This is a genomic window from Haladaptatus rarus (assembly GCF_054177585.1).
Genome location: NZ_JBPEHG010000019.1, coordinates 64,041 through 77,079 on the forward strand (window position 1 = coordinate 64,041; position 13,039 = coordinate 77,079).

A 13,039-nucleotide genomic window follows, 5' to 3' on the forward strand; every position below is an offset into this window, starting at 1 on the left:
ATACGGAAGCTATATACCCGCTCTACTGTGGGTCATTTACCCCGTTTTCCGGCGTATCGCCGTTGAGCACCCGGAGCACGTCTGTTGCTGCCGTCCGTCTCCGTTGTTCGTCGGCCTCAACGGAGTACCACGCGACGTGGGGCGTCATTAGCACGTCATCTCGCTTACACAGGGGGTTGTCGATTGTTGCAGGGCCATCGTGGTCGGCCGGTTCATCAGCAAACACGTCCAGTCCTGCACCTGCTATCTCGCCTGAATCAAGCGCCGCGAGCAGATCTTCCTCGACGAGCAGTTCCCCACGTGCCACGTTCACGACGTAAGCCGTGGACTTCATCATTGCAAACGACTTTGCATCGAGCAATCCCTCTGTCTCGTCGGTCAATGGCGCATGAATCGAGATGATGTCTGCGGTGGTGAGTACCTCCTCGAACGTGCGCTTTTCGACGCCGATTTTAGCCATTTCGTCTGCGTCAACGTACGGATCCGACGAAACGATCTCCATGCCGAAGGCTTGTGCCTTTTCGGCGACGAGGCGGGCGATGGTACCAAAGCCGATCAAGCCGACCGTCTGCCCACGTAGACGGTGGATTTCGGCGCCGAGACGCCGATTCCACTCACCTGTGCGCATCGCATCATGGTAATCGAATAGATTACGCTGGAGAGCAAGCGTCAGCGCAAATGCATGTTCAGCTACCTCATACTCGCAGTAGGAGGGGACATTAGCGACGTAGACACCAGCCTGTGCGGCAGCCTCCAAATCGATTCCATCAACGCCGATTCCACAGCGTACGATTACACGACAGCCCCCGTCGGCGAGCGAATCGAGCACGTCGCTGGTGTACGGCGCGACGAACAGACGGTCGACGACGGCATCGACGCCCGAGAGCGCGGCAAGATCGTCGGAGGTCGACACGTCCACAGGATGAAACTCTATATTTGTCTCGGTGAATGCGTCACGCTCCACAGAGCAATCGAACTGACTAGCAGCCGTCAGAGCGACGGTAGGGACTCCTCGGTCTGGGCTCATTCTTCACGCGTTCCATACGTGGGGGTGATGGTTAACTCTACTCCTCTTAGCTTGATGTGAAAATTTTCTTAACGGTGGCCAGTGAATTGTGAGCCGTGTCGAACTTGGATGAGATAGGAAGACGAACTCGCCGTCGGTGGACGGTCGTGCTCTTCTGGTTCGTGTTTGTCGACGGGCTCAGTTTCCAAATGCGTGGCGCGCTGTTGCCAAGCCTGCAACGAAGCTTCCATGTCGAGCCTGCACTGCTTGGACTTGTTGCCACGGCTGGGACAATCGGATTCATCGGGTCGGTGTTCATTGTTGGAATGTACGCAGGACGGCTCCCGACGCGCATCTCATTGCTTGCAAGCATCGGCGTCGTCGTGATGAGTATGCTGTCGATGGCCGTCGCGCCCGTCTTTGGTACATATCTGGTCGGATTGTTTGTACGCGGCGTCGCAACCGGCCCAGTTCGCGCTCTCGACAGAAGTCTCCTGAGCCACCTCTACCCTGACGGTCGAACCCGGATGTTCACTCTTTATGCTCTCATGTGGGCCGTTGGGGCAACGCTCGGACCACTCGTTGTAACCGGGGCATTAGCACTCGGCAACTGGCGGTTCGCGTATGTCGCGTTTGCGTTCGCGATCATCCCTCTGCTCGCAGTGCTCTGGCAGGCGGACGTGCCGAGATTCATCTCGGATGAACAGGAACTCACGTTGTCCGATCTACGCACTGTCCTCCGCAAACCCGCCGTCTCGGGCATGACCGTCGCTCTTGTGCTCAGCGGCGGTGTTGAAGGGAGCCTGTTCACGTGGTTGCCATACTTCGCGACACGCCAATTTGATGAGTCGGTGGCGAACCTCATGCTCTCAACGTTCCTCGTTGCATACGTTCCGGCACGGTTCATCTACAGCGCTTTTGCTGACCGGCTTCGGGCTATTGACCTAGTCGTCATCGTCGCTGTGGGCACTCTGGCGACGCTTTCGCTGACCACGTTTATTCTGCGCGGCCCTCTCCTGTTCGTCGGCGTGTTCGCAATGGGTTGGTTCGTCTCTGGGATTTTTCCCACTTTATCCGCACTCGGTGTCGATGCTGCGCCGGGGTTCAGCGCGCCTATCAATTCTATCGCCACCAGCGCATCATACACTGGTATTGCAACCATGCCGGCCATCGTGGGATTACTCGCCAATACGTATAGCATCCAGGTTGGTCTCCAAACACTAGTTATTCCAATGTCAGTATGTCTTATTGTCGTATTGATGATACGGCGAGAGATCACGAGAGCATCTGAAATAGGTGTCCCAGCTGACTGACCGCTTAAATTTCAACGAGAACCTTTCCGTCGACGCGCTCCCGCGCTCGATCGAACGCTGTTTCCGCGTCAGAGAAGTCGAACGTCGATGTTATCAGCGGAAGGTTGTCGAGCTGGCCCGCAGCCATCAGACGAATAACCCGAGGGAACACCTGCTGGCCAGTGTGACCCTCCGAACCGTACACCTGGGCAGCGTTGCTCTGGTACTTTCGCAAAGCGACTGACGGATCCGACCCAGCATTGCTGATGTGGACGACGTTCGCTCGCTCGGCAAGAGTGTCCTCGATGACGGGATATGTCGCTTCGACAGCACCTGAGGTCTCGACGTGGACGTCCGCGCCCTCGCTGCCCGTAACGTCTTGGACGGTTTCAACGGGATTACAATCGAGTGGGTCGTATACATGGTCGAAGCCGAGGTCGCGGGCGATGTCTCGGCGTTCATCCGACGGTTCGAACGCGACAACCATCCCAGCTCCCGCTGCACGGGCGACGTTCATCCCTGTCAACCCGATTGGTCCGGCACCGTGAAAGACGTAGTAGTCGCCGGGGACGATACCTTCGGCGCGGCCGTACATACCATAATAGCAGATGGTACTTGGTTCGACCGTCGCTGCCGCGCGCAATACTTCGTCCTTTGTGTCGTATGAACGTGAGAGTGAGGAGACATCCCATAGTATCTTCTCGGGAACTGCAACGTACTCGGCGAAAGCCCCAGGAATCGTGAAGCCTATTTGTTCGAAGTTCTCGCAGTGACCATGAAATCCCTGTCGGCACATCTGACACCGGCAACAGTAGTCAGTTACCTCGGCGGTAACTAGATCACCCTCCTCGAACAGGCGGGTGTCTGGACCCGTCTCGACCACCTCACCGGAGAACTCGTGCCCAACGATGTTCGGGAGATTCACGTACGCCGAGTAGTGCATATAGCCGTCACCGTTCGTTGCAGTCATCGAAAGGTCGCTCCCGCAGATGCCAACGTAGCGGACGCGCACGAGCACTTCGTCAGCAGCCGGTTCCGGCCGGCCGCGTTCTTCAATGTGTAGTTCGGGGTGTTTCCAGACTGACGATCCGTCCATTGCCGTGCCGGTTTGACGTTCTCGCTCTGAGATGTCGTATTTATCGGACGGATTCCATGTTCCGTCTAGGACGAGGGCTTGCATCGTTTTGTTGTTGGCGGGGTCATGGTAAATTAGTATGGGAGGTCAGAAGGTTTGCCACCCCCCATCAACGTACAACAATTCGCCCGTCACATAGTCCGCATCGTCGCAGGCGAGGTACAACACAGCACCAGCGATATCTTTGGGATATCCCGGCCGGTCAAGCGGTATTGGCTTCGCTAACTCGTCCGCGGCGACGGACTCCTCTTTCTGCTCAGCCCCAGATCCAAATTCCGTTGCGATGTGCCCAGGCGCCACAGCGTTGACGCGGATGCCGTGATCCGCCAGTTCCAACGCTGCCCCTTGCGTCATCATCTTGATGGCGCCCTTCGTCGAGTCGTACGGAATCTGGTCTGTTTGCGCGTGGGTCGAACTGATGGAGGCCGTATTCACAATACAGCCCTTGACTCCCCGGTCTATCATATCCTGTGCTGCAGCTTTACAACCGAAGAAGACGCCGTTTGTGTTAATGTCGTGAATCTGGTCAAACGTTTCTTCGTTGACCGTGAGCATCGATCCTCGCGTAAACCACCCTGCATTGTTCACCATCACATCAACGCCGCCGAGCTCATGGGCGGCGTCGACGGTTGCTTCGATTGCTGACGGGTCAGAGACGTCCGTCTCCACGAACTCAGCTTCGCCACCTTGCTCTTGTATTAACTCATGTGTTGATGTCTCTTCACCGATATCCTTCGGGTTCTCTCGAATGTCGGCATTGACCACTGCCGCACCCGCTTCGCCGAACCTGAGGGCAATGGCGCGACCGATTCCCGAACTCCCGCCTGTCACGATGACAGTCTCGTCGTTGAAGTCGTAGCTAACGCTACCCATACTCACCTTGTAAAACGAAAGGATAGGTTATTAATTCTCCGACTGAACCAGTGCTGGCAATTGTATGAGATCGAATGTCTCCACTGTCACCAAACGCCGATTAACTGGCAAAGTCATCTAAGAGCCTTTCAACCACCTGGATCGGGGTAGTATCGAACGTGATGAGTCGAAGCGTGAACGCGTCGCTGACCTCCAAGGTGTGTCTGTTTGTCAGTGCCCCCAGAGTGAACCGTCTGGGCTGTATCGCGCATCCATAATCTGGTTCCACTGCTTGTCTGAGAGTTTGATGTCTGTCACTTTGACGTTTTCGGCCAATTGCTCTGTCGTCCGTGCCCCGACGATGGGAATGCACGTAAATTCGTCCCAGTCCATCAGCCACCGGAGTGATACCTGCGTAGGCGTTGCCTCAACTTCATCCGCCACCTCTCGAACAGTGTCGAGCACTTTCCACCCTCGTTCAGAGACATACCAGTCCCCGAAGAAATCGTCGAAGCTTCCTCGAGACCCATCTGGTGCTTCGACTGCTTGTGGATCCTCAGCATCTGTGCGCTCATATTTCCCGGTTAAGAAGCCGCCAGCAAGTGGTGAATACGGGCAGACAGCGAGGTTTTGATCGGCACAGACATCAAGGTAGTCACGCACGTCTTCGTAGTACCCCGCGTGGTGGAGTGGCTGCGTGACATCGAAACTTGCCAGTCCTTCGATGTCGGCCGTCCAGAGTGCCTTTGTAAGCTGCCACGAGGCCATCGTGGACGCACCAAGATAGTTCACTTTCCCTTCTTCGACAAGTTGGTTCAACGTCCTCATCGTCTCTTCGATTGGTGTGTCCTCGTCCCAGCGATGAATATAATAGAGATCGATGTAATCCGTTCCCAAACGGTCAAGCGTGCCCTCAATCTGAGTGCGGATGTGTTTTCGGCTGAGGCCAGAGTCATTTGGGCCTGGCTCACCCCACCCGTCGAAGGGGAAGTATACTTTCGAGGAAATAACGAAGTCTTCCCTATCGTGATCTTCTAGCCAGTCTCCGATGTACCGCTCGCTCCGTCCATGTGGGGTTCCGTAGACATTCGCGGTATCGATGAAGTTGATACCGTGATCCCAGGCTGCATCCAACAACCTGTGTGCTTCTTCAGAACCAGTTTCGACGACGCCGTTCGTTTCCTTCCCGAACCGCCATGTCCCGAGGCACAATTCGGATACGCGAGTCCCAGTTGTACCGAGCTGTCTATACTCCATCTTGGGTGGTAATCAAGAACAAACAAAAATAAGTTTTTCTCCACAATACTTGTTGAACGGTTTCTTAAGTCAGTTCGCCGTAATCAACTCCCCATCGTCAAACCTCATCTTCTCTTTTCGGTTCAAAAGTCGGTTGGAGCGCTCCCTGGTTCACCTGACTAGTGGTTGTCCGCATTTAATATCAACGTATTAATAACATCGATATCTTTTTCTTCGACTCTCTGTAGGCCATTTGTTTCAACATAAATTACCCGGTCTTTGGAAGAGATCTGTATGCCCTGGCGCACAAATTTGGACACGCACTGCACGTCCTAAGGTGTTGTAAAAGTGTCATCCATTATCCTGTAGCACCGTATTCGGCATTTGGAAGGAACTCAAACACTTGTTGGTGAACTATAGATTCTTCTCTACGATTAAGTTCCCCTGGGCGATTAGAGCGAACCCTATTGATGGCTGGGTCATGAATCTACTCTCCCTCGAATCAGTGAAGCTAATTGTACGCGGTCTTTCTAGAGTGTCCGCATTACTCGGTCACATCAATTTGTGAGATACATTGCTTGTCGGCAATCACGATAATAATGTATTTTCGTTGCTTCGACGTTATCCGCGTCACTGAGCACTTTTCGAAGTCCAGTCGCTGAAATATTCGCCACGTGTATCGTCACAGGGTGTGATCCGCATTTCGTGAAAATACTCATGGTACAAAATAGGAATGTATTTTTTGGATGTCATAGAAATCACAAATAGTAAGGCGGATCGAAGCTCCCAGTGGGTTTTATTAGTTGCTAACGAGATGAGTTAACTATCAACAAGGACATACACCAACATGACAGATAGAAACAACAGGGATGAAAAAACTTCCCCGATCTACGGTAGTCTGGCACAGGGTGGGCAGTTTTACAGGCGACCCGGTGCACGCCTCTCTGAACCACAAGACGAATCAGTAATTAACCTCTCTACCGGTGTATCTGACAGCCGCCACGAGGGATTTCATGCTTTTGACAAGGCACACGCGGTCATGCTTACGGAAGAAGGGCTCATCCCATCGGAGAAAGGCGCAGCGATTCTAAGAGGGATTAGACAGATGGAGGAAGAGGGGCATGTAGAAGTCCGACGGAAGAGTGGACGGTCGGCCCATGCTGGAGAAGCATACCTCATCTCCGAGTTTGGGGAAGGCATCGGCGGTTGGCTTCACCTCGCACGCTCATCACACGACCTTGCATCAGTAAGTCGACGACTTGTACTCCGCGAGCGATTGCTTGCTGCGATGGATGCTGCACTTGACCTGATGATGGCGTACACGGATCGAGCTGCCGAACAGACTCACGCTGTCATCCCGACGTATACTGGTCTCCAGCATGCCCAAGTTGCTACAATTGGATTCTGTCTGATGTCGTTCGAACGTCCGTTGGAACGGGACTTTGAGCGCCTCTTGTCGGCCTACGATCGTGTCAATACGAGTCCTGCAGGGGCAGCCGTCGGAACGACCTCCCATTTCCAAATCAACCGTAAGAGAGTTGCTGATTTGCTTGGATTCGAGGATCTCCATAACAACGCTGAAGACGTGGACAAGAGCTACGATGTTATACTCGAATGTGGTAGCGTTTTCGCCACTATGCTGGCGAATGTTGCCCTCGCGGCCGACCAGATTCTCGTCTGGTACTCAAAGGAGTTTAGTTTGCTGGACATTCCTGATCGATTCGCAGGCACTAGTAGTATCATGCCCCAGAAGAAGAATCCACACACCATTGAGAGTGTCCAGCGTGACACGAACGACGTTATTGGTGAGGTAATGCAGGCATTCGCTGCAACGAAGAATGTTGGTGGCGGCGTTCAAATATCCACAAGTGTACTTGATCAGTCCATCGATAATCTAAAGACATGGAATGAATTGATCAGTGAAATTGAATTCAATGCCGATCGTGGAGAGGAACTCGTCTATGCCGACTGGTCGCTGGCAACAGATATAGCAGGTATGGTGGTTCAGGAAGCCAATATACCGTGGCGAACGGCACATCAAATCACTGCGATACTTGTTCGCCACGCCCATGAAGAGGGATTTAGGGTAACCGACCTCACTACTGATCATCTCGACCGTGCGGCCGAAGAATATCTCGGTGGCTCGATTGACATCCCTCAGTCGGCGATTGACGAGGTCGTGGACGCGGAGCATGCTATCGAGTCGCGTTCGCTTGTGCCTGGCAGTCCTGCACCTTCGCAAGTCGAGAATCAGATTTCCGCGGCACGGGAGTTCATTGTAGAAGGCCGCAAAACTGTATCCGAGCGACGTGAAGCCGTTTCAGCAGCCAGCCGTCGCCTCGAAACTGCGATCGATGAAATCGTCTCACAAGACGATTAGGCCAAACTTTTTCTATTGGTAACTCACGTACTCATACGACAATGTGGCTATTTGACCGATTCCATTATCCTGACTACGCAGCCGCTATTTTTATAGGTCTTAGTATGATTGCGCTAAGCTTTCCATTATCTTATACACCTATCCATCCTATCGTGGGTTTCTTGATTCGGTATATTGGGCTTCTTGTGTCGTTTTTTGGTGTTGTTTGGTATGGTTTTAATTGGGTAATCGACTATGGTCCAGACTTTGTCCGTTCGCTACGGGAGTAGAGCCCATGTATATACTCGGCTCAAAGAACTATCTTGCTTGGACTTACGATACCTAGTCTAAGCGGTCGGCCATGAAATCAACAATATCGAACATCTTTGTCGATCTAGAAAAATTATGATCTCGAAGGCTATCACCGTCGATAACCACGAGTAAACGAGACACGTCCGAACATCTATTTCGGTTCAAGAGGAGAAATGGTGGTGCTACGATCGCTCCACAACGCCGAGATGGTAGTCGAGAAGTTCACTGTCGAAGAACGCGATGCGACCGTCAGGCCACGACTTCGGAGAGCGGAGTGGATATTCCTCACGCGCCTTATCGAGATTATCTGTTCCGAGCAAGCAAGTGCAAGGACATTGGGGAAGTTGCTTCAATCGATTTTGAATCCACCCTTTACTGTCTGGGGTCACAAGTGCCACGGGCTGTCCTGGGAACGAGGCGACTGTTCCAAGGCCGGAAACCGACTTTCGAATTGGCTGAGGGAAACGGTACAGATTTTGGAACTGTTGAATTACTGAGTCAATGTTTTCTACTGCAAGAACCACCTGCTCAACTCCCTTGAGCGATCCCCCTACGACGCTTTCACTAGGTGTCACGCGGTATGAGAGCGGGGTTCGATCTTGAATGGCAAATGGGAGGAGAAGTTGCGTATCTTCACTACCAAAAACAGCACGATCCCACTCAACAGATGTCCCATCCTCTCGCTCCCGAGAACCAGATATCGGGCCGTAAACTGTGATGCCTCTGTTGAGAACGTGCTTACATTCGGTGATGATTTCCGGGACGCGGATACACCATGCTGCAGGACCGGCGTCGGCCTGGATGTGATTTGGCCAGAAGTCATGTTCCCCTTTTGAATGCTCAGCGATGAGTTCTACGTACGTGTAATCCTCAAACCCGAGGATAGCCATATGGGTCGTGCCGTTATCGTGAGCACCACCGTATTCTGTCGATAGGCCGAGGCGGTCGAATTCTGCAGTTATCTCATCAAGATCGTGCCAAGCAAACGGAACATGGTCTAATGTAAGGTTCATGCGGAGATGAGACCGTGCTAAATGTATGAATCTTCCGACGACCCTGTACTGTTAGACAGTTGGTTTCATACAGTACCGGTAACTCCAATCCATGTGAAACGATGGCATCGACCAAACCTTTTTCTCACCCTGATAAGCATGTATACACGCATGTCCGCAAAAACTCTCAATATACTAGTGTTTGGTGCACATCCTGATGATTGTGACATCAAGGCTGGCGGAACAGCCGCGAAATACGCAGCAGATGGCCATAACGTGCGGTTCGTTTCGGTGACCAACGGCGATGCAGGCCACCACGAAATCGGTGGTGTGGAACTAGCACGACGACGTCGTGAGGAAGCTTCGGCGGCTGGAGAGGTTCTTGATATCGAATACGAGGTGATGGATCATCACGACGGTGAACTTGAACCGACACTAGAGCGGCGCAAGAAGTTTATCCGACATATCCGTAACTATGAACCAGATTTAATTCTCACCCATCGACCGAATGATTACCACCCGGATCATCGTTATACTTCAACATTGGTACAAGATTCGGCTTACATGGTGACTGTTCCGAACGTTTGTACGGACACGGAGGTACTTAGATACAATCCCGTCATTGCATATTTGAGTGATGACTTCCAAAAGCCCTACCCCTTTGAACCTGACATTGTCGTGAGTATCGACGATGTGGTTGACCAGAAACTCGATGCGCTTCACCAACACAAATCACAGTTCTATGAATGGTTACCATGGAACAAAGGAAACCTCAATGAGGTTCCAGACGACGAGGAGAGCCGAAGAGAGTGGCTCCGGGAAGAATGGCTCGACCACTCCAAAGCAGTTGCAGAGCGATTTCGTGACGCCCTCGTTGAGCGATACGGTGAGGCTGGTAAGGATGTCCAGTATGCAGAAGCCTTTGAGGGTTGTGAGTATGGGAGTCCCCTCACTGATGAAAACGAAACTGAACTGTTTCCGACATAACCCATAGTTGGAATAGGTTAAAGAACCGGGAGGCCCAGTTTTCTATACAGATGTCGCGAGAAAATACCATTTCACTCGTTACTCCCGAGAAAGCGACCGGACAAGTACGGAAACGGTACGAATACATTATCCAACAACGCGAAGACGACCTTGACGATGACCTCACGTTAAGCAAACTCTGGATGACATTCGGAAACGACCCCAATCTCTTAGACGTAGTCTGGGAACATACCGACTATATGTATAACGGCGGCGAACTCTCGTTCAAACTCAAGTCTATGATTTCGCTCGTTGTTGCAACCGTAATGGAGTGTGAGGGCTGCCGATTTTTCCATGAGTCTGCACTAAAACGCGAGGGGGCTGACGCCGATTCCATTGAGGATATGAAAAACCTCCAGATTGGCGAAGAGAAGTTCTCCCCATCTGAGTATGAAATATTGGTTTTTGCAGAGAAAGCTGCCCGTGACCCGTATGACGTGACAGACGAGGAGTTTGAGCGCCTCCGTGAGATCGGCCTTGATGATGGGGAAATCTTAGAAGTCATCGACTGTATCGCCTTCCACGTATACACGTCATATGTACAGGCTATCGCAGGTATCGTCTATCCTGGAATCTCTCATGACGAGTGGGTGAGCCTTCCCGAAACAGACGAGTAAGTAAAATATCACGGGGTCGAGTACTTTGCATCCTTATACATCTGTGAATCACCAATTCAGATTAGTTCCTTCTTCATATCGGGTCGAAAAATCTACATAGTTCTGACGTAAACTCGACTTACTTCGACAGTCCGTGAAAACGCTTATCATGGATAGGTGAGACCGTTTATTCGAATGTACAGGGTTGGACTGATAGGTAGCGGCTTTATTGCGAAAGCTCATGCCGCCGCCTACGCGAACCTAGACAACGCAAAGATAGTAGCGGTCTCCTCAAAGGAAAACACGAACGAGTTCATTGCTGAGCATGCGTCTGGTGCGGAACCATTCGACGACACGGAAACTTTGTTGGACGAAGTAGATCCAGATGTGGTCGATGTTTGCGTACCGACATTCGTTCATCCAGAGGTCGTCGAAACAGCCGTCACGCGCGGCTATGACACGCTCTGTGAAAAGCCAATGGCCAGAACTCTCGAAGAGGCAAAGCAAATGGCTGACTTGATTGCAGAGAACGATGTCCACTTCATGGTTGGACATGCGGTGCGATTCTCACCCGCTTACAGACGAGCGAAAGAGCTCGTGAGCAGTGATGAAGTTGGCAGTCCTGCAATTGTCCGCACTTCGCGGGTTGGACCGTTCCCCAGTTGGTCGTGGAATAATTGGTTCGCCGACACTGAGAAAAGCGGCGGTATTCTCCTTGACTTGGTTATTCACGACTTCGACTACCTTCGGTGGACGTTCGGAGAGGTGAAACATGTATTCACACGTGACGTTCAGTGGGAAGATGACGGTGCATTAATGGAACACTCGGTGACGACACTTCGATTCGAGAACAATGTAGTTGCGCACGTCGAAGGCTCATGGGCCCAACCTGAAACTCGAGAGTTCAGCTACTCGCTTGAGATTGCAGGGGATGACGGGCTCATCGAGTTCGATGGAACAATGGCCCCCTACTATCGGTACACAGAGGACGAAGCAATCACCGCTGCTCCAAACGGTTCGACTGCCATGCAGCAAGAAATTGAATCTTTCCTCGAGAGCTTAGAGACCGATAAAGCACCTCCAATCAGCGTTGACGATGCCATTGAGGCAATGCGAATCTCTCTGGCCGCTATTCAGTCGGCCGAACGCGGCAAACCGGTTCGTGTCGCGGACATGGAGGTGATAACATGACTCGCATTGGCATCCTCTCAACTGCCCATGTCCACACTGACGAATATGCCGAGAAACTGGCGTCGTTCGACGACGTCGATTTCGTTGGTGTCGCCAGCGAAAATGTGAACGACGGCCGTGAGACGGCATCACGCCATGGCACAGAGTACTTTGACACTACTGATTTACTCGAACAGGTCGAAGGTGTTGTCGTCTGCTCACCGAACGCGACCCACATAGATTGGATTCAGAAAGCAGCAAAGGCTGGGGTGGACGTTCTCTGCGAGAAACCACTTGCTCCCGATTACGGGACGGCAAAGGAAATCGTCGACATCTGTGAAAATGCTGGAATTAACGCTGGGCTCTGCATGCCGTTACGGTTCAATCCATTGGCGCGTGAGGCCAAGCAGGATTACCTCGAAGATTCTATCGGTGACCTTCGATATATCACGGGTACCAATCGTGGTAAGATGCCCGGTGACTGGTTTGTGAACCCAGAACTCGCAGGTGGTGGCGCGGTCATGGATCACACTGTTCACGTTCTGAACATTGTTCGATGGATCACCGGTCTTGAAGTGTCTGAAGTGTATGCGGAGACTGACACTCTCATCTTCGACATCCCTGTCGAGGATGTCAACATTCTTTCAATGGAACTCGAAGATGGTACACCATTTACATTAGATGGATCGTGGAGTCGCCCGGACGAGTGGGATACGTGGGGCGACGTAACCCTCGAAATGTTGGGCACGAATGGCACCGCCGGCTTCGATTCAACCGAACTTACGATGAAAGTGACTCGGGATAGTGGCGAAAACACAGGCATTCAATCCATTGGCTTTGGAGAGGACGCTAATGAGGGGCTTGTTCGTGACTTCGTAAACTCCGTAGAAAGCGATCGTGAACCGATGACCACTGTTCAGGACGGTGCGACCGAAGTAGCTGTCATCGATGCGGCCTACGAATCTGCAAAGCGCGAAGAACCCATTACGGTGAAATATTAAGCATCATATTGATTAATAGACACTATTTGTACAGATTGGCCGGTGTTCAAGATAATTAATTG

The 13,039-nt window shown here is 52.1% G+C and carries 11 protein-coding genes; 6 read left to right on the top strand and 5 right to left on the bottom strand.

The features are described 5' to 3' along the window. Positions 1–22 precede the first annotated feature (22 nt). Positions 23–1,027: a C-terminal binding protein gene (locus tag ACR3FE_RS24120; RefSeq protein WP_458210395.1), complete on the bottom strand. Its 1,005-nt coding sequence runs from the start codon at positions 1,025–1,027 to the stop codon at positions 23–25. 146 nt (positions 1,028–1,173) lie between these two features. Here ACR3FE_RS24120 and ACR3FE_RS24125 point away from each other — a divergent pair, with 146 nt between their 5' ends. After that, complete coding sequence (locus ACR3FE_RS24125) at positions 1,174–2,319, top strand: MFS transporter (protein WP_458210396.1); 1,146 nt, start codon at positions 1,174–1,176, stop codon at positions 2,317–2,319. A gap of 4 nt (positions 2,320–2,323) precedes the next feature. Here the strand turns inward: ACR3FE_RS24125 and iolM are convergent, their stop codons facing one another. From iolM to ACR3FE_RS24140, 3 genes are all read right to left on the bottom strand, one after another. Beyond that, positions 2,324–3,478 (bottom strand): scyllo-inosose 3-dehydrogenase, encoded by a 1,155-nt coding sequence (gene iolM / locus ACR3FE_RS24130; RefSeq protein ID WP_458210397.1) that lies wholly within the window; start codon positions 3,476–3,478, stop codon positions 2,324–2,326. 42 nt (positions 3,479–3,520) lie between these two features. Next, entirely contained in the window at positions 3,521–4,306 is a 786-nt protein-coding gene (locus ACR3FE_RS24135; RefSeq protein ID WP_458210398.1) for an SDR family NAD(P)-dependent oxidoreductase, read from the bottom strand. A gap of 210 nt (positions 4,307–4,516) precedes the next feature. Continuing rightward, positions 4,517–5,542, bottom strand: coding sequence for an aldo/keto reductase (locus ACR3FE_RS24140; RefSeq protein WP_458210399.1), 1,026 nt, complete (start codon positions 5,540–5,542; stop codon positions 4,517–4,519). An 826-nt stretch (positions 5,543–6,368) separates the two neighbouring features. Between ACR3FE_RS24140 and ACR3FE_RS24145 the strand changes: the two genes are divergently transcribed. Continuing rightward, positions 6,369–7,901, top strand: coding sequence for a lyase family protein (locus ACR3FE_RS24145; RefSeq protein WP_458210400.1), 1,533 nt, complete (start codon positions 6,369–6,371; stop codon positions 7,899–7,901). 473 nt (positions 7,902–8,374) lie between these two features. Here the strand turns inward: ACR3FE_RS24145 and ACR3FE_RS24150 are convergent, their stop codons facing one another. Beyond that, a complete protein-coding gene (locus ACR3FE_RS24150; RefSeq protein WP_458210401.1) occupies positions 8,375–9,205 on the bottom strand; it encodes a VOC family protein in 831 nt (276 codons plus the stop codon). A gap of 150 nt (positions 9,206–9,355) precedes the next feature. Between ACR3FE_RS24150 and ACR3FE_RS24155 the strand changes: the two genes are divergently transcribed. From ACR3FE_RS24155 to ACR3FE_RS24170, 4 genes are all read left to right on the top strand, one after another. Next, complete coding sequence (locus ACR3FE_RS24155; RefSeq protein WP_458210402.1) at positions 9,356–10,171, top strand: PIG-L deacetylase family protein; 816 nt, start codon at positions 9,356–9,358, stop codon at positions 10,169–10,171. A gap of 50 nt (positions 10,172–10,221) precedes the next feature. Beyond that, the gene (locus tag ACR3FE_RS24160) at positions 10,222–10,827 is read left to right on the top strand and encodes a carboxymuconolactone decarboxylase family protein (protein ID WP_458210403.1); all 606 of its coding nucleotides are present in this window, start codon (positions 10,222–10,224) and stop codon (positions 10,825–10,827) included. A 174-nt stretch (positions 10,828–11,001) separates the two neighbouring features. Next, on the top strand, positions 11,002–11,997 hold the full coding sequence (locus ACR3FE_RS24165) for a Gfo/Idh/MocA family protein (protein ID WP_458210404.1): 996 nt from the start codon (positions 11,002–11,004) through the stop codon (positions 11,995–11,997). Continuing rightward, positions 11,994–12,977, top strand: coding sequence for a Gfo/Idh/MocA family protein (locus ACR3FE_RS24170; protein ID WP_458210405.1), 984 nt, complete (start codon positions 11,994–11,996; stop codon positions 12,975–12,977). Before ACR3FE_RS24165 ends, ACR3FE_RS24170 begins: the two co-directional genes overlap by 4 nt. Positions 12,978–13,039 lie beyond the last annotated feature (62 nt).

What these genes read in the sequence shown, in the direction of transcription:
- ACR3FE_RS24120 (WP_458210395.1), bottom strand. Translation starts at nt 1,027, where the DNA reads ATGAGCCCAGACCGAGGAGTCCCTACCGTCGCTCTGACGGCTGCTAGT.
- iolM (WP_458210397.1), bottom strand. Translation starts at nt 3,478, where the DNA reads ATGCAAGCCCTCGTCCTAGACGGAACATGGAATCCGTCCGATAAATAC.
- ACR3FE_RS24135 (WP_458210398.1), bottom strand. Translation starts at nt 4,306, where the DNA reads ATGGGTAGCGTTAGCTACGACTTCAACGACGAGACTGTCATCGTGACA.
- ACR3FE_RS24140 (WP_458210399.1), bottom strand. Translation starts at nt 5,542, where the DNA reads ATGGAGTATAGACAGCTCGGTACAACTGGGACTCGCGTATCCGAATTG.
- ACR3FE_RS24145 (WP_458210400.1), top strand. Translation starts at nt 6,369, where the DNA reads ATGACAGATAGAAACAACAGGGATGAAAAAACTTCCCCGATCTACGGT.
- ACR3FE_RS24150 (WP_458210401.1), bottom strand. Translation starts at nt 9,205, where the DNA reads ATGAACCTTACATTAGACCATGTTCCGTTTGCTTGGCACGATCTTGAT.
- ACR3FE_RS24155 (WP_458210402.1), top strand. Translation starts at nt 9,356, where the DNA reads ATGTCCGCAAAAACTCTCAATATACTAGTGTTTGGTGCACATCCTGAT.
- ACR3FE_RS24160 (WP_458210403.1), top strand. Translation starts at nt 10,222, where the DNA reads ATGTCGCGAGAAAATACCATTTCACTCGTTACTCCCGAGAAAGCGACC.
- ACR3FE_RS24165 (WP_458210404.1), top strand. Translation starts at nt 11,002, where the DNA reads ATGTACAGGGTTGGACTGATAGGTAGCGGCTTTATTGCGAAAGCTCAT.
- ACR3FE_RS24170 (WP_458210405.1), top strand. Translation starts at nt 11,994, where the DNA reads ATGACTCGCATTGGCATCCTCTCAACTGCCCATGTCCACACTGACGAA.